The sequence below is a fragment of the Brevundimonas albigilva genome, from assembly GCF_023573565.1.
Classification (GTDB): domain Bacteria; phylum Pseudomonadota; class Alphaproteobacteria; order Caulobacterales; family Caulobacteraceae; genus Brevundimonas; species Brevundimonas albigilva.
On the sequence record NZ_CP097649.1, the window covers coordinates 154,090 to 176,737 of the forward strand.

Annotated in this window: 29 protein-coding genes, 1 tRNA gene and 1 pseudogene; 13 read left to right on the top strand and 18 right to left on the bottom strand. The window is 67.5% G+C overall.

Translation table 11 applies throughout. The features are described from left to right. Positions 1-12: 12 nt before the first annotated feature. The 4 genes from M8231_RS00830 to M8231_RS00845 form a co-directional block, all read right to left on the bottom strand. Positions 13-1,254: a DUF418 domain-containing protein gene (locus M8231_RS00830; protein WP_249751596.1), complete on the bottom strand. Its 1,242-nt coding sequence runs from the start codon at positions 1,252-1,254 to the stop codon at positions 13-15. Positions 1,255-1,278: 24 nt separating this feature from the next. Next, complete coding sequence (locus tag M8231_RS00835; RefSeq protein WP_250202038.1) at positions 1,279-1,836, bottom strand: phthalate transporter; 558 nt, start codon at positions 1,834-1,836, stop codon at positions 1,279-1,281. Beyond that, complete coding sequence (locus tag M8231_RS00840; RefSeq protein WP_249751593.1) at positions 1,833-2,714, bottom strand: 3-hydroxybutyryl-CoA dehydrogenase; 882 nt, start codon at positions 2,712-2,714, stop codon at positions 1,833-1,835. The genes M8231_RS00835 and M8231_RS00840 overlap by 4 nt, the downstream gene beginning before the upstream one ends. A 104-nt stretch (positions 2,715-2,818) precedes the next feature. Further along, positions 2,819-3,124 (bottom strand): YggT family protein, encoded by a 306-nt coding sequence (locus tag M8231_RS00845; protein ID WP_249751592.1) that lies wholly within the window; start codon positions 3,122-3,124, stop codon positions 2,819-2,821. A 162-nt stretch (positions 3,125-3,286) separates the two neighbouring features. Here M8231_RS00845 and M8231_RS00850 point away from each other — a divergent pair. From M8231_RS00850 to M8231_RS00865, 5 genes and pseudogenes are all read left to right on the top strand, one after another. Then, positions 3,287-3,362 (top strand) — tRNA-Ala (locus M8231_RS00850). After that, positions 3,324-3,686, top strand: a pseudogene (locus M8231_RS17025) (DUF6538 domain-containing protein); the annotation flags it as partial. The gene M8231_RS00850 and the pseudogene M8231_RS17025, both read left to right, overlap by 39 nt. A 559-nt stretch (positions 3,687-4,245) precedes the next feature. Further along, on the top strand, positions 4,246-4,440 hold the full coding sequence (locus M8231_RS00855) for a hypothetical protein (protein WP_250202039.1): 195 nt from the start codon (positions 4,246-4,248) through the stop codon (positions 4,438-4,440). Beyond that, positions 4,440-5,198 carry a M48 family metallopeptidase gene (locus tag M8231_RS00860; RefSeq protein WP_250202040.1) on the top strand — a complete coding sequence of 253 codons (759 nt, stop codon included), beginning with the start codon at positions 4,440-4,442 and terminating at the stop codon, positions 5,196-5,198. Before M8231_RS00855 ends, M8231_RS00860 begins: the two co-directional genes overlap by 1 nt. A gap of 117 nt (positions 5,199-5,315) precedes the next feature. Then, the gene (locus M8231_RS00865; RefSeq protein ID WP_250202041.1) at positions 5,316-5,675 is read left to right on the top strand and encodes a hypothetical protein; all 360 of its coding nucleotides are present in this window, start codon (positions 5,316-5,318) and stop codon (positions 5,673-5,675) included. Positions 5,676-5,677: 2 nt separating this feature from the next. Here the strand turns inward: M8231_RS00865 and M8231_RS00870 are convergent, their stop codons facing one another. The 3 genes from M8231_RS00870 to M8231_RS00880 all read right to left on the bottom strand — a co-directional run bounded on the left by M8231_RS00870 (position 5,678) and on the right by M8231_RS00880 (position 7,122). Continuing rightward, the gene (locus M8231_RS00870) at positions 5,678-6,322 is read right to left on the bottom strand and encodes an SOS response-associated peptidase (protein WP_250202042.1); all 645 of its coding nucleotides are present in this window, start codon (positions 6,320-6,322) and stop codon (positions 5,678-5,680) included. Next, entirely contained in the window at positions 6,322-6,660 is a 339-nt protein-coding gene (locus M8231_RS00875; RefSeq protein WP_250202043.1) for a helix-turn-helix domain-containing protein, read from the bottom strand. The genes M8231_RS00870 and M8231_RS00875 overlap by 1 nt, the downstream gene beginning before the upstream one ends. Positions 6,661-6,804: 144 nt before the next feature. Continuing rightward, positions 6,805-7,122, bottom strand: a complete 318-nt coding sequence (locus M8231_RS00880; RefSeq protein WP_250202044.1) for a hypothetical protein — start codon at positions 7,120-7,122, stop codon at positions 6,805-6,807. A 255-nt stretch (positions 7,123-7,377) separates the two neighbouring features. On the opposite strand from M8231_RS00880, the gene M8231_RS00885 reads away from it, so the two are divergent. Beyond that, positions 7,378-7,599, top strand: coding sequence for a helix-turn-helix domain-containing protein (locus M8231_RS00885; RefSeq protein ID WP_191555772.1), 222 nt, complete (start codon positions 7,378-7,380; stop codon positions 7,597-7,599). Positions 7,600-7,750: 151 nt separating this feature from the next. After that, positions 7,751-7,954, top strand: coding sequence for a helix-turn-helix domain-containing protein (locus M8231_RS17030; protein WP_431307117.1), 204 nt, complete (start codon positions 7,751-7,753; stop codon positions 7,952-7,954). 1 nt (position 7,955) lies between these two features. On the opposite strand, the gene M8231_RS16975 is transcribed toward M8231_RS17030, so the two are convergent. From M8231_RS16975 to M8231_RS00905, 3 genes are read right to left on the bottom strand one after another with little or no spacing between them, the layout of a single operon-like run. After that, positions 7,956-9,758 carry a flagellin N-terminal helical domain-containing protein gene (locus M8231_RS16975; RefSeq protein ID WP_431307118.1) on the bottom strand — a complete coding sequence of 601 codons (1,803 nt, stop codon included), beginning with the start codon at positions 9,756-9,758 and terminating at the stop codon, positions 7,956-7,958. A gap of 58 nt (positions 9,759-9,816) precedes the next feature. Next, positions 9,817-10,020, bottom strand: a complete 204-nt coding sequence (locus M8231_RS00900) for a hypothetical protein (RefSeq protein ID WP_250202045.1) — start codon at positions 10,018-10,020, stop codon at positions 9,817-9,819. Between the two features lie 23 nt (positions 10,021-10,043). Continuing rightward, entirely contained in the window at positions 10,044-10,976 is a 933-nt protein-coding gene (locus tag M8231_RS00905) for a type I restriction enzyme endonuclease domain-containing protein (protein WP_250202046.1), read from the bottom strand. A gap of 338 nt (positions 10,977-11,314) precedes the next feature. Here M8231_RS00905 and M8231_RS00910 point away from each other — a divergent pair, with 338 nt between their 5' ends. From M8231_RS00910 to M8231_RS00920, 3 genes are all read left to right on the top strand, one after another. Beyond that, complete coding sequence (locus M8231_RS00910; protein ID WP_250202047.1) at positions 11,315-11,617, top strand: hypothetical protein; 303 nt, start codon at positions 11,315-11,317, stop codon at positions 11,615-11,617. Between the two features lie 193 nt (positions 11,618-11,810). After that, positions 11,811-12,050, top strand: a complete 240-nt coding sequence (locus tag M8231_RS00915) for a hypothetical protein (protein WP_250202048.1) — start codon at positions 11,811-11,813, stop codon at positions 12,048-12,050. A gap of 111 nt (positions 12,051-12,161) precedes the next feature. Further along, positions 12,162-12,698, top strand: coding sequence for a recombinase family protein (locus M8231_RS00920; RefSeq protein ID WP_250202049.1), 537 nt, complete (start codon positions 12,162-12,164; stop codon positions 12,696-12,698). Between the two features lie 522 nt (positions 12,699-13,220). Here M8231_RS00920 and M8231_RS00925 read toward each other — a convergent pair. From M8231_RS00925 to M8231_RS00935, 3 genes are all read right to left on the bottom strand, one after another. Beyond that, on the bottom strand, positions 13,221-13,721 hold the full coding sequence (locus M8231_RS00925; RefSeq protein ID WP_250202050.1) for a YciE/YciF ferroxidase family protein: 501 nt from the start codon (positions 13,719-13,721) through the stop codon (positions 13,221-13,223). 224 nt (positions 13,722-13,945) lie between these two features. Next, complete coding sequence (locus M8231_RS00930; protein WP_250202051.1) at positions 13,946-14,224, bottom strand: hypothetical protein; 279 nt, start codon at positions 14,222-14,224, stop codon at positions 13,946-13,948. Positions 14,225-14,353: 129 nt separating this feature from the next. Next, complete coding sequence (locus tag M8231_RS00935) at positions 14,354-14,731, bottom strand: hypothetical protein (RefSeq protein WP_249751590.1); 378 nt, start codon at positions 14,729-14,731, stop codon at positions 14,354-14,356. 139 nt (positions 14,732-14,870) lie between these two features. Between M8231_RS00935 and M8231_RS00940 the strand changes: the two genes are divergently transcribed. After that, positions 14,871-15,662 carry an SDR family oxidoreductase gene (locus M8231_RS00940; protein ID WP_250202052.1) on the top strand — a complete coding sequence of 264 codons (792 nt, stop codon included), beginning with the start codon at positions 14,871-14,873 and terminating at the stop codon, positions 15,660-15,662. A 66-nt stretch (positions 15,663-15,728) separates the two neighbouring features. Continuing rightward, positions 15,729-16,064 (top strand): hypothetical protein, encoded by a 336-nt coding sequence (locus M8231_RS00945; RefSeq protein WP_250202053.1) that lies wholly within the window; start codon positions 15,729-15,731, stop codon positions 16,062-16,064. 8 nt (positions 16,065-16,072) lie between these two features. Here M8231_RS00945 and M8231_RS00950 read toward each other — a convergent pair whose 3' ends face one another. From M8231_RS00950 to fsa, 3 genes are read right to left on the bottom strand one after another with little or no spacing between them, the layout of a single operon-like run. Further along, positions 16,073-16,987, bottom strand: coding sequence for a tyrosine recombinase XerC (locus M8231_RS00950; RefSeq protein ID WP_249751588.1), 915 nt, complete (start codon positions 16,985-16,987; stop codon positions 16,073-16,075). A 4-nt stretch (positions 16,988-16,991) separates the two neighbouring features. After that, complete coding sequence (locus tag M8231_RS00955) at positions 16,992-17,693, bottom strand: DUF484 family protein (protein ID WP_249751883.1); 702 nt, start codon at positions 17,691-17,693, stop codon at positions 16,992-16,994. A gap of 37 nt (positions 17,694-17,730) precedes the next feature. Then, complete coding sequence (gene fsa / locus M8231_RS00960; protein WP_249751587.1) at positions 17,731-18,384, bottom strand: fructose-6-phosphate aldolase; 654 nt, start codon at positions 18,382-18,384, stop codon at positions 17,731-17,733. A gap of 30 nt (positions 18,385-18,414) precedes the next feature. Here fsa and M8231_RS00965 point away from each other — a divergent pair, with 30 nt between their 5' ends. Further along, positions 18,415-20,577, top strand: coding sequence for a primosomal protein N' (locus M8231_RS00965; protein WP_250202054.1), 2,163 nt, complete (start codon positions 18,415-18,417; stop codon positions 20,575-20,577). Here the strand turns inward: M8231_RS00965 and M8231_RS00970 are convergent. Together M8231_RS00970 and M8231_RS00975 are read right to left on the bottom strand one after the other, a co-directional pair. Next, entirely contained in the window at positions 20,574-20,981 is a 408-nt protein-coding gene (locus M8231_RS00970) for a Tat pathway signal protein (protein WP_250202055.1), read from the bottom strand. The two genes, M8231_RS00965 and M8231_RS00970, sit on opposite strands and share 4 nt — an antisense overlap. A 35-nt stretch (positions 20,982-21,016) precedes the next feature. Next, positions 21,017-22,489 (bottom strand): methyl-accepting chemotaxis protein, encoded by a 1,473-nt coding sequence (locus tag M8231_RS00975; protein ID WP_250202056.1) that lies wholly within the window; start codon positions 22,487-22,489, stop codon positions 21,017-21,019. Between the last annotated feature and the right edge of the window lie 159 nt (positions 22,490-22,648).

Sequence of the window (22,648 nt, forward strand, 5' to 3'; positions counted from 1 at the left end):
CGGGAAAGGCGCTCAGGCGGCTTTTCGCAGCGGCAGGGGGCGGCCATAGGTCAGCCGCCGCCAGACCCACTCCAGCGGCCCCATGCGGAACCGCGACAGCCACAGCGGCGACCAGACCAGCTGCAGCGCCCAGACCGCCGCGACCACGCCCCACAGCTGCACATAGTCCATCCGCCCGAACAGGCGCGGCCCCCAGGGCATGTAGAAGAGGGTCGTCATGATCAGCGTCTGGGCCAGATAGTTGGTCAGGGCCATGCGTCCGACCGGCCGCAGCCCCGCGACCAGGACGCCCGCGCCCCGCGTCGCGGCCAGGATCACCAGGCTGGCGTAGCCCAGGGTGATCACGATCGGATAGGCGCCGACCACGTCGCCAAGGCCGCCCGTGGCCGATCGCCCGGCCGGGGCCGTCAACTCGCGCCATTCCAGCACGCCCAGCAGGGCCAGGGCTGCGGCGCCCAGGGCGGCCAGCGCCAGATAGAGTCCGGTCGGCGCCCGCCCGCTGAGGAAGCCCGACTTGAACAGCCCCATGCCCAGCATCATCAGCGGCACGGTCGAGAAGACGAACACCGTCAGGCTGGTCCCCTGCAGCACCAGCCAGGCGGTCAGGTTCTGGCCCAGGGCGCCGGCCCAGCCGCTGCGATAGGCCTCGATGGTCTGGCGGACCATCTCCGGGGTGAACTGCGGGCGGGCGAACTCGCCGGTCAGGGCGGCCGGGCCGTGGGCGGCGAACAGGGCGAGGCCCGCCTGCAGGCTGGCCAGCAGCAGCGTCAGCCCCAGGCCCAGCGTGATCAGGCGTCGCGCCGGCAGCGACCGCATCAGCGACACGAACACCCCCGCCCAGGCGTACAGCAGCAGCACGTCGCCGTACCAGAAGGCCAGCCCGTGAATCAGGGCGATGGCCGCCAGCCACAGCAGCCGCCGCCGCAGCAGGGCGCCGCGCGCCGCGTCGCCGGTCTCGCCCCCGACCAGATAGATCGACGCCCCGAACAGCATCGAGAAAAGGGTGATGAACTTCTGCTGGAAGAAGACCTCCACCGCCCAGCGGGCCGTGGCGTTGGCGCCCTGGACCGGAAACGGCGCCAGCGCCGGATCGTCATAGACCATGAAGGGCAGGGCGAACGCGGCGGCGTTGACCGCCAGTATGCCCAGCACCGCCAGCCCGCGCAGGGCGTCCAGCGCGGCGATGCGGTCGCGGGCCTCGACGGGCGCGAGCGACAGGGTCCGGGCGGTCTGGTCGGCGGTCTGTTCGGTCATGCGCGCCCCCGACGTCGTCCCTGTTCAGGCCTTCGGCATCAGCCCCAGTCGGTCCTTGACGGTCGGCTTGGCCTCGAAGGCGATGAAGGCCGCGCACAGTCCCGCCCACAGCCCATAGCTGACGCCCCCGGCGATGGTGATCGGCAGGAAGCCGACGCCGAAGATAAGAAGCGTCGTTTCGGACGCGCCCAGGGCCTGCAGCACGCCGCCCGCCTCGAACCAGCCCGCGACCGTCAGCGCCAGCGCCATCGCCACCTGCAGGGCGCCGGCCAGCAGACCGCCGAACAGCATGAAGCGCCAGACCACGCCCAACCGGGTCGAGGGCCGTCCGCTGCGCGACCGCTCGACCGAAATGCGCCATAGGCCGGCCGGCACGGCGATCAGGCCGATGATCAGCACCATCAGACGCCAGTCCAGTTCACGCCCCGGCGTCCAGGAACTGGGGGGCCAGAACGGCAGGGTCAGGATCAGCGGCGGCCAGGCCGCGCCGGCGAAGGCCGCCATCGCCGGCCAGGCCGGGGCGGGCCGTGCGAAGATGCGGGCCTGGCCGGGCAGGTCCTCGTAGCGTTCGACCCGGTTCATCGCGTCGGCACCGGCGTCTCGCCGGAATAGTCGTAGAAGCCGCGCCCGCTCTTGCGGCCCAGCCAGCCGGCCTCGACGTATTTCACCAGCAGGGGACAAGGGCGGTACTTGCTGTCGGCCAGGCCGTCGTAGAGCACGTTCATGATCGCCAGCACCACGTCCAGGCCCATGAAGTCCGCCAGTTCCAGCGGCCCCATCGGATGGTTGGCCCCCAGGCGCAGCGCCTGGTCGATGGAGGCGACGTTCCCCACCCCTTCGTACAGGGTGTAGATCGCCTCGTTCATCATCGGCACCAGGATGCGGTTGACGATGAAGGCCGGGAAGTCCTCGGCGTCGGTGGTCGTCTTGCCCAGGCTCTCGGCGAAGGCGACGGCCGCGGAATGGGTCTCGGCCGAGGTGGCGATGCCGCGGATGATCTCGACCAGCTTCATCACCGGCGCCGGCTTCATGAAGTGCAGGCCGATGAATCGGTCCGGCCGGTCCGTCGACGACGCCAGCCGGGTGATGGAGATGGACGAGGTGTTGGTGGCCAGAAGGGCGTGCGGGGCCAGGTTCGGCACCACCTCGGCATAGACGGCCTTCTTGACCGCCTCGTCCTCGACCGCCGCCTCGATGACCAGATCCGCCCCGGTCACCGCCTCGGCGATGGTGTCGACGGTCGTGACGCGCGCCAGGGCCTCGTCGGCCTGACCCTGGGTGGTCGCACCGCGACCGACGCCGCGCGCCAGGCTGGCGGCGATGCGGCCCTGGGCCAGGGGCAGCTGCGCGGCGGCGACATCGTAGAGCCGGACCGAATAGCCGCCCAGCGCCACGGCCTGGGCGATGCCTGCGCCCATCTGTCCGGCGCCCAGGACGGCGACTGTGGTGATCGTGCTCATGAACCGCGGTCTGAAGTGGTCGGGGCCGGCACCTTAGGAAGGTCGCCGCGCGGCGCAAGGCCCCTTCGATGCGGAATCACGAGAATCCGCCCGCCCGTGTCGCCTCAGCCCAACATGCCGACCAGGGCCGGCGCCGCCGCACGGTTGAACAGCACGCTGGCGAACTGCAGCAGCAGGATGACCACGATCGGCGACACATCGATGCCGCCCAGCGACGGGATGATGCGGCGGAACGGCTCCAGCAGCGGCCGGGTGATCTGGTCCAGGAAACTGCCGACCGAATAGACGAAGCGGTTGCGGTAGTTGATCACGTCGAACGCGACCAGCCAGCTCAGGATGGCCTGGGCGATGATGAACCAGATCATCAGACTGATGACGGCGTTGACCAGCCAGACGATGGCGAAGCCCATGGGTGTCTCCCTTAGCGCGAACCCGGCTTCTAGACCGGCGTGGCCGGCCCCCGCAACGCCCGCGACGCCGCCTGCGCCGATTGCACGCACAAGCCCGTTGACACCGCCCCCGCCGCCCGCCTATGTCGCGCCCTCGCCTGGGGCCCGATCCAGACTGGAACCGGGGCCGTAGCTCAGTTGGTAGAGCGCGTCGTTCGCAATGACGAGGTCAGGGGTTCGACTCCCCTCGGCTCCACCAAATCCTTGTTCCACAAGGGTTTGGTCGGAAACAGGCGAAAAAACTGACACCACGCTGCTACACACGGCCTCCAAGAGACCGTCGAAAAAGCGTTCCTCTACAGTTAGTTCACCGTCCCGAGGCTGTAGCACCACCTCGTCGCACACACCGTCCAAACGGCCTCCCAGACCCTCTCCACGGTCACATAATGCTGGGCGGCGGCAATCGTCTGGCCTGATCGTCCGGGGATCGACCTACTACCTTCGTCTTCGTGTCCCTCGACCGTTGGCCGGGATCATCGGCAAGACGCACGTCATGAAGTCTCTGGGCACGGGATATCGGGCGGATGCTGTCCGTCAGGCTCGGATCGTCGCAGCGATGTTGGAGCAGGAGTGGCGGGACATCGAGACCCACGGCGTTCAGCCTGTCATCGTGCTCCCACCCGAGCGACCAAAGCCCGCAGCCACGCCCACGGCGGCGCCAGCGGACAAAACGCTTCGCCAAGCCTTTGAACTCTTCCGATCCGACCCTGCAAAGCAGCGCACTCGGAAGACGGACCTCCATTATCTTAACCTGATCGAACTAACGGTCGGCCTCTGGGGGGAAGACCGCACCATCCGCTCCATCGACCGCGAAGCCTCGCGTGAGCTTCTCGAAGTGCTCCGCTGGCTCCCCTCCAACGCCGAGAAGAAGTTTCCGAAGCTGTCGCCTCTCGCCGCCGCGCGGATGGCGAAGGAGAAGGGGCTTACCGGAAGGCTCTCGCCCGCGTCGGTCAACGGCTACATGTGCAAGTTCCGGGCGGTGATGAACTTCTGTCAGAACGAGGGCTGGATCGAACGGAACCCAGCCAAGGGACTTCAAGTCATCGACCGGGTGAGACGCCGACCATGCGACGCTTCAGGGCGTGGCGGTCGAGGTCGGCGATCTCTACGCCGGAGCACAGGCCAGCCAGCCATCGTGGTTCTTCATGGACGGCTACAAGAAGGAGCTTCGTCGAGAAGTCCGCAAACTGCTGCGTCTGCTCGAACTGGACGACGCCAACGCCGTCCGCGACGAGATCGAGGACTACGCCGTTCACGCCTACGCCGAGGCGCACTGATGGGCGTCGTTCGCATCGGCCAAAGGGAGGTCGCCTACGACCTTCGGCGATCCGCTGCCGCCTCGGAGCGGCGGATCACGGTCACGCCGGGGCACGTTGAAGTGCTGGCTCTGACGACCGATGACGACGCCGAGATTGACGCCTTCCTGACCCGAAAGCGGCAGTGGCTGTTCAACACCCTGCGGGAGCTTGAAACCAAGATCGCCAAGCGCGCCGTCGTGCCCCGTTTCATGACCGGCTCGAAGATTCCCTATCGCGGCCGAATGGCCCGGCTGACCGTGCGTCGTCACGATGGGCCGCATATCGAGATCGATTACCGCAACGGCTTTCTGGTCGATCTTCCATCATGGGTCCGCGACCGGGATCAGGACGCCATCGTCGCCACCGAGATCAAGCTGTGGCTCAAGCGGCGCGTCCGTCGCGACGTCATGGATATCGCAGCCGCCTATCGCCGCCGGTTCGATCTGAAGCCACGCACGATCCGCGTCGCCGACATGAAGACCGGCTGGGGTGCCTGCGGCCCGACCGGCTCCATCCTCATCAACTGGACGCTCGTGTTTGCGCCGAGGTCTGTGCTGGAATACGTCGTCGCCCATGAACTGGCGCACCTGAAAGTTCGCTCGCACGGGCCGGAGTTCTGGGCGCATATGGCGATGCTGATGCCTGACTACGAGCGGCCGAAAGGGTGGCTTGATACACATCAGGGGACGCTGGATGCAGCATTCCTTAAGGCCACTTCGAAGGGGTCAGAAGCCTGAGATGCCGGTGCCCGACTATGGCAAAGCGGGGCGCATAACATCGATCCCTAACGGCTGTGGATTGTCCAGCCAGCCCATCTTGAAGCCAGAACGAAAAGAGAACATTCCGTAACGGCCATGCGATCCAAGCCGCCCGAAGAATGGAAGGACTACAACGTCACCGCCCGCGATCTGGTGGCGGATTCGTCCGTCACGCTGTCGATCCTATGCCGGGGCTGCAACCTGACCACAGAGGCCAACGTCTGGAAGGTGGGGTCGCGGCTTGCAGACGACCCGCTCCAACGTATCCGGTTCAGATGTTCGCGGTGCGGTGTCTATCCGAGCGAGCTTAAGATCGGGCGGCGGACGTCCATGGCAGGTGATCACATCCTTACGGTCAAGCTGAACCCGGCTTGTTGGGACGACGGACACGAAACCAACCAGAGAATCGCTCTGGCTCGCGCGGAGAAGCGTTGGAAAGAGCGGGGCGCGCGTTGAGTTCAGGCCAGCACGAACCGTTCAGGACGCACCGCCGCGAACAAGTCGCGAGCGTCGGCGGACGGGTCCAGCCATGTTCCCCAATCCTCTCTATCGAGGATCACGGGCGCCCTTGAATGGTAGTCGCCGAGCCAGCCGTTCGACGGGCCGGTGATGATCGTGAACGATCCGAATTCTCCGGCGTCGGGCGTGATGACGTGATCCCACACACCGGCGAACCATAGGAGGTCCCCGTCTGCGCGGGTGAAGCGATGCTTGACCTTCGATCCCTTGTCGCCGGTCCATTCGAACCACGCCGATGCCGGGACGATGCAGCGGCGTTTGGCGAAGGCTTCTCTGAACGTCGAAGTCCCCGCGCACGTCTCGGATCGGGCATTGAAGGTCGTCAGCTTGAAGCCGTCGCCCTTGCCTTTCTCGGTGTCCTTGAGCGGTTTTGCGTTGCGCCAGTAGGGCACGAGGCCCCAGCGCATCTTTTCGACCACCCAGCCGTCGCTTTCGAGGCGGGCGGTCGCTTGCATGGTGGTAGGACGAACGTCGTTGTCAGGCTGGAGATTGAGCGGCGGACTTGTGACGGGGGCATAGGTCGATAGGGCGGCGTGAATTTCGGCCCACTTGTATTTGCCTGTCGTCTCGAACCGCCCGCACATCAGGGTTTTAGGAACTCGCGGATCATGGTCACGACGGCATCGCGTTCCGGTTCGCGAAGCCGCTGCCACAGCTTGAGAATGGCGCGCTCGGACATGGACGTCCCTGCCGGATCGGGGTCGCCGTAGAGATCGGCCACGCTGCATTCGAGAGCGTCCGCGATCCTCAGCAACGCTGCGGCGGATACGCGGTTGGCGCCGCGCTCATATTTCTGGACCTGCTGGAAGGTGACGCCGATGGCTTGGCCAAGCTGGGCTTGAGTCATGCCAATGGCTTCTCGGCGCCCGCGCAGGTTGGCGCCGATTTTCACATCGATTTCGGATGCGACAGTCACAGGCATGGCATTTGTGTAGCGTTAGGCTGGGCAGTCTTGCAACTCAGGCGACACAACAGCGCCAACGCTTCAGGACTTCAGCTTCGGAAACCTGCGTAGATTTGGCCGATCATTGAGGTCATCAGCCTTGATGATCGGCTGCAAAGAATGTCAAAATTCCGCGAACTCAGCCTGACCATTCTGGAGCATCTGCCCTGCGACGTGGGCGATGATCTGGTCGAGGTCTTCGCCCGAGGTGTTCGCATCGAAGATGCCGGGGTCGAGTTCGACGCCGTATTGGCTGTCCATGAAGCGGACAAACCCCTTCCAGTTCTTCCGGCCGTTCGTTGCGCCCCGATGGACTGCCCAATCCTTGTGCAGCTTGTCGGCGACGACTCCAGCGCGAAGCCGTCCCTCAGCTTCATCGCTGCCGAGGGCATACATGATCCGGTCGCCAGCGCGTTGAAACGCCCTTTCGAGGAAGCTCATCAGCGAGCCTCCGTGGGGTCGGTCACTACACTGCCCTTGCCGTATTGGGCTTCAAGCAGTTCCCGCGCGGCCACGAAGTGCTGCGCCTGTTTCCGAACCTCTCGGGGAAATCCATTCACCCGAACCTGCGCCTTGAACGTCCTCATATCGCTTGGCCTCCGCTGTTCTGCGATAACGCGAGGCTTAAAGCTGCACCGTTAAAATACATACAATAGATGATAAACGGCGCGTTGTGGCGTCGCCACGGTGGCGCCCATGGATATGCGGCTGCTCGTGGGAAGAAACGTCAAACGGATCAGGACCGCGCGCGGGCTGACGCAGGAGGAACTGGCCGAACGATCGGGTTTCTCCCAACAGTATCTGAGCGACCTTGAACGAGGCCGCCGGAACCCGACCATCGTCAGCTTGTGGGAGTTGGCGCAGGCTCTGGGCGCGACGCCCGTCGATCTAATCACGCCCGACGACCACGCGGACTGATCACATCGGTTCGGTCGATTTGGTTGACGGGTCGGCGAACCATGAGAGCCTGTGGAGGCTCTTAGCCTTCGCTGCCGGGTTCATGTCCTCTCGCCTTCATCATGCTGATACCGTCGCATGGCGCCGCCATGTCGGAGCCAACATTCGGCGTATGAGACGGGCGCAGGGGCTGACCCAAGCTGCGCTGGCCCAGCGTGCTGGTCTCAGCACTGGCTACGTCAGCCTGATCGAGCAGGGTCGTGCCAATCCTCGGCTGAAAACGGTGTCGGCATTGGCCGACGCACTGGAGGCTTCCCCGATGATGCTGCTACTTGAGCAGACAGCCACCAAACACGAACTCCGAATGCGACCGTAGCTCAATCCGGCCTGAACAGGCTGAGAAGCCACTGTGGTTGGCCATTGGCGATAGAGAGCGTTTGTGTCGCCAACTCCTGTCTGATCTGCGCCGCTCGGAGTTTTGCGGATTCCTTCGCGAGGTCGGCGTCCACGAGGTTCCCGATGCCCGCGTCCAGCGCATCACGGGACTTCACGGCGAAAAGCGCAGCACGACCAAGGGAGACGTTGCGATTGCCGAAGTAGGCGGATGAGTCCGTGGCCCGATTGAGAGCGGTCTTAACTCGGCCGAGCGTCACTTTCGGGTCAGTGAAGTCCATTGGATCGAGACCCAGACCGCTGGCTGTGAGATCACGCGAGGACACCCGCATGGTCTCCCCAGAAGGCGTGGTGAACACATCAAGATTGAGCGGACCGAATCCCGCCGATTGGAAGGACGAGACAACCGCGCTCGCCGTCGTCACGGGCGAGCCGAGCGGACTGAGCGATATGGCTCCTACGACCCACCCGCTGTCGCTGTCGGCGCCAGCGTCGTTGAAGCGCACATCTAACGCTCCCTTGGCTGGATCGTAGTCGAACGAGATGACGTTCTGACCCGTGATCGGCACGCCCGAACCAACGGCCGCGCCGCCGGGAGTGTAGGTCCGTCCTGAAGCGGCGATACGGGCGCCGCCCTGCCAGACTTCAACTGTGTCAGGGATGTCGAAGGCGTCGAACACCATGTCGATGCGACCGGCTACGGCGCCAGCCGAAAAGCCATAAGAAGTCGCTACGCCGCTCGGCTTCTCATCTAAGGCGACGGCGACCTGCTCGGGGTTTGCGGACGCCAACGGCGGATCGAAAGCTGCTGTCGTTTGCAGAGTTCCGGTCGGGGTGGACGTCTGGACCGCCGTTGGGGGCGGTTCGCTGGGGTCTTGAAGGATTAGACCTCCCACCGTCCATGCGGTGCCAGTGACGCTCAGTCCTTCATTGAACCGGAATTCGAGGGCCTGCCCCTTCGCCGGATCATAGTCGAAGCTTAGGATGTTTGGCCCCGTCACCGCCGTTCCGGCCGCGACGGGATCGCCGTTTGGTGCGGAAGGCTGGCCGGAGGCTGCGACCCGCACGCCATTCTGCCAAATCTCCACGACGTCAGGCGCACCATAAGCATCGAGCAGCAGACTCACGCGCCCGGCCGTCGCTCCGGCATCCGCGACGACCGTTTGACTGTTCGAGCCAGAGATCGATGCGACCGCCGCGTCGAAGGTTGGCGGTGTGAGTGGGGAAACCGGGAGCGAGTAGCTCACGGAGCTTGTCGTCGAGGAGAATGACCCCGGCGGCAGAGCGGCCATTTGCGGAAAGGCGGGCTGCGAAAGCGGGGTCGAGGGCAACCCATAGGTGGTGGTCGTGGTCGTGACCGTGGTCGGCCTGCCGGTTAAGAGGTTGATCCCGTCGAACTCGGTCGAGCGAGCGATCCTGTCGATCTCGGCGATCATCCCGGTCATCTGATCGATCACCGCTTGCCGGGCGGTGGCGGAAAGCGAGTCGTTGAGGGCTACAGCGTGCTGCTGGAGTTCTCCAAGCAGTTCGCTGATGCGCTCTGCGCCCATCAGGGCGACGTCGGTAATGGATTGGACGCGATTCAGTCCCGTCGCCACAACGCCCCAACCGCCAGACTCAGCCCGCATCGCGGAAGCAACGGCGAAAATTGCGCCGTTGTCCTTCGCGCCGCCGACTTTGAAGCCGGTAGAAATTCGGTTGTGCGCGGCCTTGAGGTCGCGGCCCGCCGAGTTCACGGCTTGAACGGCCTGAAGTGCTGACCGGTTTGTGTGAATCGACGAAGGCATGTCGTGAGCACCATGCCGAGGGGGCGCCGAAAAGGGAACCGACTTCAGCTACCCCCAATCACCCCCAGTCCAACTCGTGCGTGAACCGGCGGTAGCTCTTCCAACCGTCGCCGCCGCCCGTCTCCTCGATGCGGGGAATGCCGAGAGCGTCGCACTTGGCCTCCACCTCTCCGATTAAGGCCAGCGGGACAGGACTATTGCGCTCGATGTGGACGTCGCGCAGCAGCCAGCCCGTCCCTTGGGTCAGGGGCCGGAACTCCACGAGGCATTCTCCGCGAAACTCACCTATGGCCATCTTTCCCGCCGCCACGTCGGCCAGCCGGTGAGCGAGGCAGTTTCGGTATTTCCGGCCAGCTTCCAGCAGGTCGCGCATCGAGGCGAGTGGTCGGAGTCGGGCGCATGCGGCTCCATGATCCGCAGGATGGCGAAGGCGCGCTCGTCCATGCCCAGTTCTTCATGGGCGCCCGCCTCGGCGTCGATGCCGCCGGTCAGGTCTTCGAAGTCCTTGAGGCCTTCGGCGGCGGCGATCTGTCCTTCCTCGAAGCGACGGATGATCTCCAGCACCCGCTTGGAGAAGCGGCCGTATTGGGCCGGGTTCTTATCGACCAGTTCGCGGGTCACGCGCTTCAGTTCGGCGGCCTTCCGCACGAACGCCTCATGAAGCTCCTCTTCCGACTTCTCCTCGGTCTGGAAGTCGTCCTTAAAGTCGGGATCGGTGATGTTGCGGAGGCGGACGGTCGTGGTCAGGCCGGTGGCCCGAACGTGCTCCTCCAGCATGTCCCTGATCTTTCCCGAGTAAGTCAGGTGATCGAGGCTCTCGTCCTTGGTGATCCCCTGCTGCGCCAGCCGCAGGAAGGTCGCGGCCCACTTCATGTCCTCGGTGAAGTCGAGGATCGCCGGATCGGGCGAGAGGTCGCCATAGGTCCGCACGAAGTGGCGACCCAGCCGCTGAAGCTCGAACCAGTCGTCTTCGCGGCCATCCGCCACCAGCTTCTCGATGGCGTAGGCGGCGGCCTTCTCGTCCATGCCGACGAGGCCGAGAAGCCGAAGCTGACGCTTGAACTCGGCATAGGTTTTCCGCAGGTCGCGACGCAGCAGGTCGAGATCGCGCAGCGCGTTCTGCACATCGTCGGCGCGATAGGACGACAGGGCGTCGTCGAGGTGCTGGGTGACCCCGATGTAGTCCACGATCCGGCCGTGCGGCTTATCGACGGTCAAGCCGTCCGGTCGCTTGATCGAGCATGTCCGATTGGTCCGCGCGATGGCCTGAAGCAGCCCGTGCTCGCGCAGCGGCTTGTCCAGATACCCGAGCGGAGGAGCACAACGCTTGGAAGCATTATGGCGGCTGGCCATGGGAGCCGAAATCATAGCCCGGTAAGCACGGTCACCTTCATCTTCGCCACGCCGTTGTCCTTCACGCTCAAGCTTATCCTCCTCGACCCTGTGGCCCGAACGGAGTGAAAGAAGGGTTCAAGGGCAACCCGTTCGCAGCGTGCTTATAGAGAAAGGTGCGAACGGGTTGTGGAGGATGGGTTCTCGACGAGGAGCCGGGACCAATGACCTCGACAGAGAATTATCCGGGTGAGCCGGGGCTGGGCTTCGTGGAGGAGACGAGCGGCAGCGAGGCGGGGGAACGAAGGCCATGGGAGACTCGCCCGGATCGGGTGACCGCTTCAGCGGGCGACCGGCAGATTGGCGCGGGAGGCTTCAGCCTGATCGGGTTGATCTGGACGAGCCGCTCCCTGTCGGTCACGGCGTCGTTCGCCTTGGTCGATGTCGTCGCGGACGAGCCGCTCGCCTTCGACCGGCGATTGGCCTTCGGTCGATTTGATCTCGTCGGCGCCAGAGAATTCAGGTGATGAGGCCGAAGGCCGATCAAGCACGCCACGAACGGGTTGGAGGGCGTTCTCCCAAACACCCCCGGAATCCGATTGTCTCGCGCCCCGGAAACACGGGCCTTCAGAGCCGCCCGTCGATGTGCCCGCTTCCATCCGTTTCCGAAGACGGGGAGCGCATCTTGACCGCCCCAAAGACCGGTGTTCTTCTCTGGGCATGCGGAGGCTGCTCGACAAACTGATCCAAGGCACCCCGGCTTGCGAGGTGAAGGCCGAGAACGATGGCTTCTCTCTGGTCGGCAAGCCTGACCGTCTGGAGGAGTTCAGCGCTCTGGTGCGCGAGGCCGTCGATCACGCGGGCGAGGACTTCGTGGTCTTCCCGACGAGCGACGGCCACCATGGCTACAGCCGGATGTTCGTCGTGCCGCTGGACGGAGATCGCGCGCCTTCTCGTTGACGCCCGGCCGATCCGTGAGAGTCTGTTCTCCCAACGCCAGATCGGAGAACACCCCTGACCAAGCGCGTGGCCCTCTACTGTCGCGTCTCGACGGCTGACAAAAACCAGACCGTGGAGAACCAACTTCGCGATCTGCGAGCCGTCGCGGAGCGGCAGGACTGGGAGATCGTGGCCACCTTCCTCGACGAGGGCATCTCGGGGGCCAAGGGGCGTGAGAAGAGGCCCGGCTTCGACAACCTGCTGAAGGGTGTGGCACGCAGGGATTTTGATCTGATCGCGTGCTTTTCCGTCTGCCGGATTGGCCGATCCTTGCCCGACCTGATCCACTTCCTTGGCGATATCCAGACCAAGAACGTGGACCTCTACGTTCACACGCAGGGCCTCGATACCTCGACGTCATCTGGTCGGATGATGTTTTCGATGTTGGGCGTGTTCGCCGAATTCGAACGAGCCATCCATAGGGAGCGCGTGCTTTCCGGGCTTCGTCGCACGACCAAGAAGAGCGGTCGAAAACCCATGCCTGACGACCGTGTGGAAGCGATCAGGAAATCGTTGATCAACGGTCAGGGCATCCGCGCCACAGCCCGACTTCACCGGGCCTCCACGACCACTGTGACGACCATCAAGCGGTCTCTGGAGACGGTTTAGGAAGGCCGTCGCGAGCGTCGATGCAAATAAGCTACGCCGCTTGACGACGTGAGCCGAGACCGCATCCTGACGGACTTCTTGCCCTGCCGAGACCTTCACTATGTCAAGCCGACCCACCTGCCTCGAACGTGCCTATCAACTCGCCGAAAGCGGTTCGTGCCGTGACCTTCGCGAGATCGCCGCAGCCCTCAAACGCGAAGGCTTCACGGGCATCCGGGCGCAGCTTGAGGGTCGGTCGCTGACCAATGCGTTGTGTGCGCTCTGCCGGTCGAACTTCCGTCAGGCGGACGAGGCCACGGGCTGAACCGGGAATGAAACCTCGACGACCAGACCAGCGGCCGTCCAATCGCGTTTCAACGACCATGTAGTCGTCGCGTGACGTTCGCCACCAGTTTGGAGCCTAACCAGAACCTCCAGACCGGTCGGGCGACCCTTGGGGGCTGACCCTCCGGGCAAGGATCGGAAGTCAGTCGGGCGTGGAGAAGGCAGCGTTTTATCCGCCCCCTCCTCCACCCCACGAGATCAGGACTTGGAGGCGAGGGCGTCCTTGTTGACCGCCGCATCGGCGATGGTGGTCAGGTCTTCGTCCGTCTGCGACTCTTCGTTGAGCGTCTCTTCGAGGAGCTTGGCCGCATCCTTCAAACCAAGCACGTTGGCCCAGCGGCGCAGTGTGCCGTAGCGAGTGATCTCGTAGTGCTCCACCGCCTGCGCGGCGGCCAATAGACCGGCGTCGAGAGCAGGCGTGCCTTTGTATTCCTCCATGATCTCATCGCCCTCGGCGAGGATGCCCTCGATGGCGTCGCACGTCTTGCCGCGCGGTGCTTTTCCGATGATCTCAAACACCTGCTGAAGGCGCTCGATCTGGCCTTCAGTCTGATCCTTGTGCTTTTCGAAAGCGGCCTTGAGTTGCGGATCTTGAGCCGCGCGCGCCATTTTCGGCAGCGACTTCAGAATCTTCCGCTCGGCGTAATAGATGTCCTTGAGGGTGTCGTGGAAAAGGTCGTCGAGGGTTTTGTCGGCCACGGTTTTTCTCCTGATAACGTGCGGTTTGAAAATCGCCGCACTTCAAGGAAGTTCCAAAATTCCACCCGTCTGGAGGCAAGGTGTTGATGCGCTCATGCATGCCGCTGCGAGCCATCTGCGCGAGAAAGCCGAAGTGCTCGACCAAGATGCAGAGCCGCAGATTGGCGGGACCGATCAGCGATAGGCCGACCTGATGGGCGGACTATCGTGCCCCTGCCGTAGGCCTAAGCCAGCGCCAGCTTTGCGTTCACCTGATCTTCCTCGCGGCTGAACTGGAAGCGCACCTCGACGCCGCCATTGCCGAGCGGGTAGTGCGGCCAGTTCGACGGCTGGATACCGATAGCCATCACTACCGCCTTCGCCCGCTCGGCCAGCACCTGCTGCGCCAGCGCGTTTAGCGACAGCTTCCTGACGTCGTAGCCCGCCTTGGACAGCACATCGGCGAGCCGCTGCTCCTCGGCGTCAACATCGGACGCCGGGACGACATGATCCAGCTTCCACACGTTGACCTTCTCCGCGTCCGATCAGAGCCTTGGCGATCTCCTAACCAACCGAGTCGCGCACTGCCACCATGACCGACGAAAGCGACCACACGGCCGTCCCCTCGGCTCCACCAGGCGGTTTTCAGACAATCAGCGCAGCACGACGTAGCCGCGTTCGACCAGGCGGCGCAGGGCTTCGTAGGCTTCGACCAGTTCGTCATAGGCGGTGCGGGCGGCGGTCAGGCGGGCGGCCTGGTCGGGGGTCACGGGCGAGCCGGAGTGGGCCAGGCGCAGGGCCTCGGCCACCCACTTCGCGCGGGCCTGGGCGGTCACGACGGCCAGCTTCTGCAGCGAGGCGGCGTCCAGGCCGGTCAGCGACTGGGCGATCACCTCCTTGTTGGCGACATAGGCGGCGTAGTCGATCTGCTCCAGCTGGCCGCGCAGGCGGCGCTGCTCCTGGGGATCGGCGTCCTGCGGCTCGAAATGATCGCTGTAGCGGCGGATGCTGGAGGTCATCTTGGTCGACACGGGCGGGCCCTCCCCGGCCTGTCCCACGGCGCTGGCGGCCGCACGGGATCGAGGTTGCGCCTCGCCGGTTAACGGGGCGTTGCGCGTCGGCCCGGTGCGGCCGATATGAGGCGGCCCCGACGACGACGAGGAGACGGCCATGGATCTGCAACTCGCCGGAAGGCGCGCCCTGGTCTGCGGCGGTTCCAGCGGCCTGGGCCGCGCCGTGGCGGCCGCCCTGGTGGCGGAAGGCGCCCACGTGGCCCTGTTGTCGCGCGACGAGGCCCGGCTGAAGGCGACCGCCGAGGCGCTGAACGCCTCCGGGCCGGGGCGGGCGGTGGTCGCCGCCGCCGACCTGGCCGATCACGCCGCGCTGCTGAAGGCCGTCGACACGGCCGAGGACCGGCTGGGCGGGGCGATCCAGATCCTGCTGAACAACACCGGCGGGCCGCCGCCGTCGGGCGTGTCGGGCCTGGATCCCCAGGTCTGGCGCGATCATTTCGAATCGATGGTGCTGTCGGTCTTTCGCCTGACCGACCGGGTCCTGCCGGCGATGCGGGCCGAGGGCTGGGGGCGCATCCTGAACGTCGCCTCGATCACGGTGGTGGAGCCGTCGGCGGCGCTGGGGGTGTCGAACACCCTGCGCGCCTCGATCGCGGCCTGGGCCAAGACCCTGGCGGGCGAGGTCGGCCCCGACGGGGTGACGGTCAACACCCTGCTGCCCGGGCGGATCGACACGCCGCGCATCGCGCGGCTGGACCAGGCGGCGGCCGAGCGGGCGGGCGTGACGCCGGAACAGGCGCGCGCCGAGTCGGTGAAGTCGATCCCGGTCGGCCGCATCGGCACGCCCGAGGAATTCGGCGCGACCGCCGCCTTCCTGGCCAGCCCGCTGGCGGCCTACATCACCGGCTCGCTGATCCGGCTGGACGGGGGCGCGGTCCGGGCGATCTGAGCGGGCGGCGATTGATCAATCTTCGGTTGCGGGTGTAGGCTGGCGGCAGCCGCAAGGAGAGAGGTCATGCTGACCGCCGTCGTGCTGAGCCTGTCGCTTCAGGTCGCCCTCGTGCCCAATCTCGGCCAGACGCCCGCGCGATGTCCGTCGGAGACGACGCGGGCGGGGCTGGAGCCGCAGGATCGGTCGGCGGCCTTGCCCAGTCTGCTGGACCGATCGGTCCGGCCGCAGGCGGTGCGGCGATACCTGCTGCTGGACCGCCGGGACCAGAACAACTGTCCGCTTCCGATCAGCTTTCCCGTGAACGGATCGGGCCAGGCCCTGGGACGAAACCTGCTGAGCCCGGACAACGCCTCGCGCACGCCGCCGCGCCAGCCCGAAAGGACCGTTCCGGCGCTCTGAATGGCGCGCTAGGCCCGCGGATGGGCGGCCGCATAGGCGCCCAGCAGGCGTTCGGCGTCGACGCCGGTGTATTTCTGGGTCGTCGACAGGCTGGCGTGGCCCAGCAGTTCCTGGATCGAACGCAGGTCGGCGCCGGCGCCCAGCAGGTGGGTGGCGAAGCTGTGGCGCAGGGCGTGGGGCGTGGTGCGCTCGGGCAGGCCCAGCCGGCCGCGCAGGCGCTGCACCGAGGCCTGGACGTGGCGCGGGCTGAGCGGGCCGCCGCGCCGGGCGCGGAACAGGGCGTCCTCGGGCGTCAGGGCGAAGGGCTGGCGCGCCAGATAGTCGTCGACCGCCATCCGCACGGCGGGCAGGACGGGGACCATCCGCGTCTTGGATCCCTTGCCGACGATCCGCAGGGTCTCGGCCAGGGGGGCGTCGGCGCGGGTCAGGGACAGGGCCTCCGAGATGCGCAGGCCGCAGCCGTAGAGCAGGGTCAGGACGGCGCGGTCGCGCGCGGCCTCCCACGGATCGGCGTCGGGGTCGGCCTCGGGCTCCTCCAGCAGGCCGCGCGCCTGGTCCTCGGTGACGGGGCGGGGCAGGGACGGCTTGATGCGCGGACCGCGCACCAGGGCCAGTTGCGGCGCCGGCGCATCCAGGCGGCGGTCGAGGAAGGCGTGAAGGCTCCGGATCGCCGACAGGCTCTGGCTCAGCGACCGGGCGCCCAGCGGACGATCCCCGGATCGCCGCTCGGCCATGTGGGCGCGCACCTCGGCGGCCGTGACCGTCGTCAGGTCCGCCAGCGACTGCGGTCCGCCGCGATGACGCTCCAGGAAGGCCAGGTACAGCCGCCCGATGTGGCCGTAGGCCTCCAGCGTGCGTGGCGACAGGCGACGCTCGTGCGCCAGGTGCGCCAGCCAGGCGGACAGGGCCTCGGCGGCGGTCATCGGTTCAGTTCAGCACCGGCCAACGCTCGGCCATGCGTTCGACGACGCGCGCCAGGAAGGCGGCCAGCTCGCAGCCCATGGCGGGGGTGAAGCCCTCGTCCTCCAGCGAGCCGAAGGCGCACAGGGCCGGGCGCGGCGGCTCGCCCGGCGTCAGCTGGGGCGCCATGCGGATCAATGCCACGGACCGCACCTGGTCGGCGGCGGCGCCGAACAGGTCCAGGCCTTCGAAATGCGGTCCCAGCCAGGCCAGGCCATGCTCGCCCAGCAGGGCGTCGACGCCGCCGGGCTCCAGCACGCGCCAGCCGAACGGCACGCCGCCGGGCTTCTCCAGGGCGATTGCGGCGCCGGCCAGGCCGAACCGCCCCTGCGCCGCCGCATCCAGGCGACGCCCCAAGTCGGAGTGATTGCGCGCCTCCATCAGGTCCAGGGTGGCGACATGGGTCTGGGTCTGGGCGGCGAAGTTGGCGCGGGCGATCATCTCCAGTTCGCGACGGGCGCCGGCCTCGCGCTCGGCGACCGCTTCCAGCCGGGTCAGGGCCGCGGCGCCGAAGTCGACGACGTTGCGACCGTGCGGGCGCAGGCCCACTTCCTCCAGCAGGGAGCGGTCGTCCAGCAGGGTCTGCGGGTGCGCCTGAAGCCAGGCCCGCACGTCGGGCCAGTGAAGCGCGGCCGCTCCGTCCGTTTCCGACGTCGCGAAAAGGTCCAATGAGCCGCTCAACAGACCTCTCCGGGAAGGGCGACGATTACAGTATGGACTGCCCGGTCTTGCCCCAGTCAGCCATGAAGGCATCAAGCCCCTTGTCGGTTAACGGGTGCTTTACCAGGGCCTTGAAGGTGTCGGCGCCGAAGGTGGCGGCGTCCGCCCCGGCCACGGCGGCGGCGGCGACGTGGCCGACGTTGCGAAGGCTGGCGGCCAGGATCTGCGTCTCGAAGCCGTGCACGTCGTACAGAACCCGGATTTCCTCCAGCAGGGCGATCCCGTCGGCGCCGTGGTCCTCCAGCCGGCCGACGAAGGGCGAGACGAAGGTCGCGCCGGCCTTTGCGGCCATCAGGGCCTGGGCGGCCGAGAAGCACAGGGTGACGTTGGTCTTGATCCCCTTGTCGGTGAAGACGCGGCAGGCGCGCAGCCCGTCCCAGGTCAGGGGCAGCTTGACGACCACGTTCGGGGCGATGGCGGCCAGCTTGTCGCCTTCCTTGACCATGGTCTCGAAATCCAGCGAGACGGCCTCGGCCGAGATCGGGCCCTCGACCAGGGCGCAGATTTCGGCGATGACCTCGGCGATGTTCCGACCCGACTTGGCGATCAGCGACGGATTGGTGGTGACGCCGTCCACCATTCCGGTGGGGACCATGTCCTTGATGACGGCGACGTCGGCGGTGTCGAGAAAGAGTTTCATGGGCGGCGTCATAGCCGAGGGCGCGGTTCGGTGAAAGTCGCCTCGGTCCTGATTCCCCTGCCGGTGCCGGAGGCGTTCGACTACGCCGTGCCGGACGAGATGGTCGTGGCGCGCGGCGACCAGGTGGCCGTGCCGCTGGGGCCGCGGCTGATGCGCGGGATCGTCTCGGAAGTGTTCGAGACCACGGGATCGAACCGGCGGCTGAAGGCGGTGGAGGCGGTGCTGGATGATCCGGCGCTGCCGCCCTCGACGGTGGACTTTGTCGAATGGGCCGGTCGCTGGACCCTGGCTGCGCCGGGCGAGATGGCCGCGACCGCGCTGAAGGGCCTGCGCGCGCCGCCCCCCCGGCCCGAACGGCGGGTGCGCCGCGTCGGCGAGCGCCAGCCGGCCCGCGCGACCCCGGCCCGGACGGCGGTGCTGGCGGCGCTGGGCGACCGCGCCCTGACGGCGGCCGACCTGGCGCGCGCGGCCGGCGTTTCGTCGGGCGTGGTCAAGGGCCTGGTCGACGAGGGGGTGCTGGAGATCTTCGAGGTGTCGGCCCAGGCCGCCTTCGACCCGCCGGACCCGGACCATGCGCCCTCCAGCCTGAATGCGGACCAGGCGGCGGCCGCCCAGGCGATGGCCGAGGGCGTGATGGCGCGCGCCTTTCGGCCCTTCCTGCTGGACGGGGTGACCGGCTCGGGCAAGACCGAGACCTATCTGGAGGCGGCGGCCGAGGCCCTGCGCGCGGATCCGGCGGCGCAGATCCTGATCCTGCTGCCCGAGATCGCCCTGACCCAGGCGGTGATCGAGCGGATCACGGCCCGGTTCGGCGCGGCGCCGGCCGAATGGCATTCGGGCGTCGCCCCGCCGCGCCGTCGCCAGGTGTGGGAGGCGGTGGTCGCCGGGCGCTGCAACATCGTGGTCGGCGCACGCTCGGCCCTGTTCCTGCCCTTCGTGAACCTGCGCCTGGTGGTGGTGGACGAGGAGCACGACAGCTCGTTCAAACAGGAGGAGGGGCTGGTCTATCACGGCCGGGACCTGGCGGTGGCGCGCGCGCGGATCGAGGGGGCGGCGGTGGTCCTGGCCTCGGCGACGCCGTCGCTGGAGACGCTGTGGAACGCGCGCCAGGGCCGCTACGGCTGGCTGAAGCTGCGCGCGCGGCACGGGGCGGCGGTCTTGCCCGACATCCAGCTGCTGGACCTGCGCCAGAGCCCGCCCGATCCCCAGACCTGGCTGTCCCAGCCGCTGCGCCAGGCGATCGGCGAGACGCTGGCCCGGCGTGAGCAGACCCTGCTGTTCCTGAACCGGCGCGGCTATGCGCCGGTCGTCCTGTGCCGCGCCTGCGGCCACCGGCTGACGGCGCCGGACACCGACAGCTGGCTGGTCGAGCATCGCTACACCGGCCGCCTGGTCTGCCACCTGACCGGCTTCTCCATGCCGCGTCCCAAGCTGTGTCCCTCGTGCGGGGCCGAGGATTCGCTGGTTTCGGTCGGACCGGGCGTGGAGCGGGTGGAAGAAGAGGTGCGCCAGCTGTTCCCGGAGGCCCGCGTCGCCGTCTTCAGCTCCGACACCGTGCCCGACGGCAAGTCGGCGCGCGCCCTGATCCAGAGCATGACGGACGGCCAGATCGACATCCTTGTCGCCACTCAGGCGGCGGCCAAGGGGCATAACTTTCCCGGCCTGACGCTGGTGGGGGTGGTGGACGCCGACCTGGGCCTGCGCGGCGGCGACCTGCGCGCGGCCGAGCGGACCTATCAGCTGCTGGCCCAGGCGACCGGCCGGGCCGGGCGCGCCGACAAGCCGGGCCGCGCCCTGCTGCAGACCTGGACGCCCGAGCATCCGGTGCTCCAGGCCCTGGCCGCAGGCGACCGCGACGCCTTCGTGGAGGCCGAGACGGCCGAGCGCGAAATCGCGTCGCTTCCGCCCTATGGCCGGCTGGCGGCGATCATCCTGTCCAGCGAGAACGCGGCGGCGGTGGAGAAGGTCGCCGCCGACCTGGCCCAGGCCATCCCCAACGCCGAGCGGCTGGAGGTCTATGGCCCGGCCGACGCGCCCCTGGCCCTGGTGCGCGGACGGCGCCGGAAGCGTCTGCTGGTGCGGGCGGACCGGGATGTGGACATCCAGGCCTTTCTGCGCGCCTGGCTGGGCCGGGTGAAGGCGCCCGGCTCGGTGCGCCTGACGGTGGACGTCGACCCCTACTCGTTCCTCTAGACCGCCATCACCGTGCCCAGCAGCACGCGTGCGCCCTGACGGCCCAGGGTCGCGTTGGCGGCGGCCTGAAGTTCGCCGGCGAGCTGATCGACGTTGGGGGCCATGCCCGGGCGAAGGCTGTTGGCGAAGCGTTGGGCGGCGGTGTTGAAGGCGGCGCGCAGGCGCGGCTGGGACTGTTGCGCCCGCGTCCGCAGGGCGGCGTCCGGGACGTCCAGGCCGGTCTCGATCGACAGCACGCCGCGCCTTCCGTTGGCGAACAGCAGGCTGGCGGTGACGACGGGAAGACGGAAGTAGGTGTCTGCCGACGCGGGCGCCCCCCCGGACGAGGCCTTGGCGGCGGCGGGGGCCACGGCGGCGGGGGTCAGGGCGACGGCGGCGAGGCCGATGAGGGCGCGGCGATCCATGCGGCGACCCTAGCGCGACCCCGTTAAGAAACGCCTCATGCGGCCTGGACCCAACCGCCTGGCGTCGCGGCCTCCAGCCGGAACGCCTCGACCTGCCGGGCCAGTGTCTCGGCTTCGCCGGCCAACTGCCGGCTGGCGGCGGTGGCCTGTTCGGTCATGGCGGCGTTCTGCTGGGTGATCTCGTCCAACTGGCTCAGGGCCTGGCGGACCTCGGCCAGGCGATCGGCCTGCTGACGCGCGGCGGCGGCCATTCCCCCGGCCAGGTCGTCGACGGCGGCCACCCGCCCGCCGATGCGGTCCAGGGATTCGCCGGCCCGCTGGACCAGGGCGACGCCGCGCGCGACCTGTTCGGCGGAGGTGGCGATCAGGGTGCGGATCTCGCCGGACGCCTCGGCGGAGCGCTGGGCCAGGGCGCGCACCTCCTGGGCGACCACGGCGAAGCCGCGCCCGGCCTCGCCCGCGCGGGCCGCCTCGACCCCCGCGTTCAGGGCCAGAAGATTGGTCTGGAAGGCGATCTCGTCGATCAGGGAGGTGAACCGGCCGATCTCGACCGAGGAATCCCGGATGGCGGCCATGGCGTCGGTGGTCTCCTGCACCACCTCGCCGCCGTCGGACACGTCGCGGCGCACCTCGGCGACGGCCTCGGCCGTGTCCTGGGCGCCGCCGGCGGTGCGCGACACCGCCTCGGCGATCTCCTCGGCGGTGGCGGCGGTGCGTTCCAGCCCGGCGGCCTGCCGCTCCGTGCGGCTGGCCAGGTCATCGGAGGCGGCGGCCAGTTCCTCCGAGCCGGTGCGGACGGAGGCGACGCTGTCGGCCACGGCGGTGAAGGCGCGGCGCAGGCTGTCGGAAGCGGCGTTGAAGTCGTCTCGCAGGGACCGGTATTCGGACGGAAAGTCCTGGTGGATGCGGGCCGTCAGATCGCCGTCCGCCAGGGTCTTCAGCGCCTGGCCCAGGGCGGCGACGACGGCTTGCTGACGCGCGTCCGCCTCGGCCTTGGCGGCGGCGACGCGATCCCGTTCGGCCTGCAGGGCGTCCAGATAGGTCGAGATGGCCAGGTCCATGTCCAGCATCGCCCGCTGGGTCAGTTCGGCCAGGCCCTCGGCGGTCTGGCGATCATGGGCGGCGCCGGCGAAGCGCGGCCGGGGCCGGCCGACGACGGCGCGGATCAGTTCGGCCATCACCAGGCCGTATCCGCCGATATACCAGCGCGGCTCCAGGCCGATGCGGGCGTGGGTGCGCCCGATGGCGGTGACGGCGGCGGCGTAGTCGGCGTCGATGCGCCCCGCGACGATCGCGTCCCAGTGGCCGACCTGAGCGGACTTGGCGCCCTGCATCTGGGCGTCGTCGCGGAAGAAGCGGCGGGTCTCTGGCGTGGCGCGCACGCGTTCGTAAAAGGCGTCCAGCGCTCGCGGCAGGGCCTCGCGAATGATGGAGCCCAGGGCCGCATAGGCGGGGCTCCGCGCGGACAGGCCCGCGAATGCGGCGCGCAGGTGGAGGGACTGGGTCATGCGGACGCTCGTTCAAATCGGCCGGACGCCCCCGTCACGGCGAATATCCGCATAGACGGAAGGGTTTTACGGACGGTTAAGGTCGCAGCGGCATCGCATAAGGATATCCTTATGCCTTCGTTGCCCAGCGAGCGGCGGCGGGCTATAGGGCGGCCATAC